1 protein-coding gene is annotated in these 684 nt (G+C 55.6%); it reads left to right on the top strand.

All coding sequences use genetic code 11. The features are described from left to right. Nucleotides 1-166 precede the first annotated feature (166 nt). The coding region (locus CFE47_RS31395) for an RNA polymerase sigma factor region1.1 domain-containing protein (RefSeq protein ID WP_286843090.1) at nt 167-684 on the top strand (518 nt) is incomplete at its 3' end.

Here is a 684-nt window from a genome sequence, read left to right as displayed (position 1 = left end):
GGATTATCGGCTGAAGAGCAAATTCAGATAGCAAAACAGATGCGCGACCTCTTAAAACAGAATGTTTCCGCATCAAACCCGACCTCAGCTGGCGTGTGAGGTCATAGCTCGGGTATAATCCTCGGCTTGTTTTTTGCCCGCCAAGACCTTCAGTGGATAGGGTGTTATGTCCGGAAAAGCGCAACAGCAGTCTCGTATCAAAGAGTTGATCACCCTTGGTCGTGAGCAGAAGTATCTGACTTACGCAGAGGTCAACGACCACCTGCCTGAGGATATTTCAGATCCAGAGCAGGTGGAAGACATCATCCGCATGATTAATGACATGGGGATCCCCGTACACGAGAGTGCTCCGGATGCGGACGCCCTTATGTTGGCCGACGCCGATACCGACGAGGCAGCCGCTGAAGAAGCCGCTGCCGCGCTGGCTGCGGTGGAGACCGACATCGGTCGCACGACTGACCCTGTGCGCATGTATATGCGTGAAATGGGCACCGTCGAGTTGCTGACACGCGAAGGCGAAATCGAAATCGCCAAGCGTATTGAAGAGGGTATCCGTGAAGTGATGGGCGCAATCGCGCACTTCCCTGGCACGGTTGACCACATTCTCTCCGAGTACACTCGCGTCACCACCGAAGGTGGCCGCCTGTCCGACGTCCTGAGCGGTTATATCGACCCGGACGACGG

This window comes from Pseudomonas sp. PGPPP1, from assembly GCF_002255865.1.
GTDB lineage: Bacteria > Pseudomonadota > Gammaproteobacteria > Pseudomonadales > Pseudomonadaceae > Aquipseudomonas > Aquipseudomonas cremoris.
Note: the sequence above shows the minus strand (reverse complement) of the source record. Positions and strands in the feature narration are given on the sequence as shown.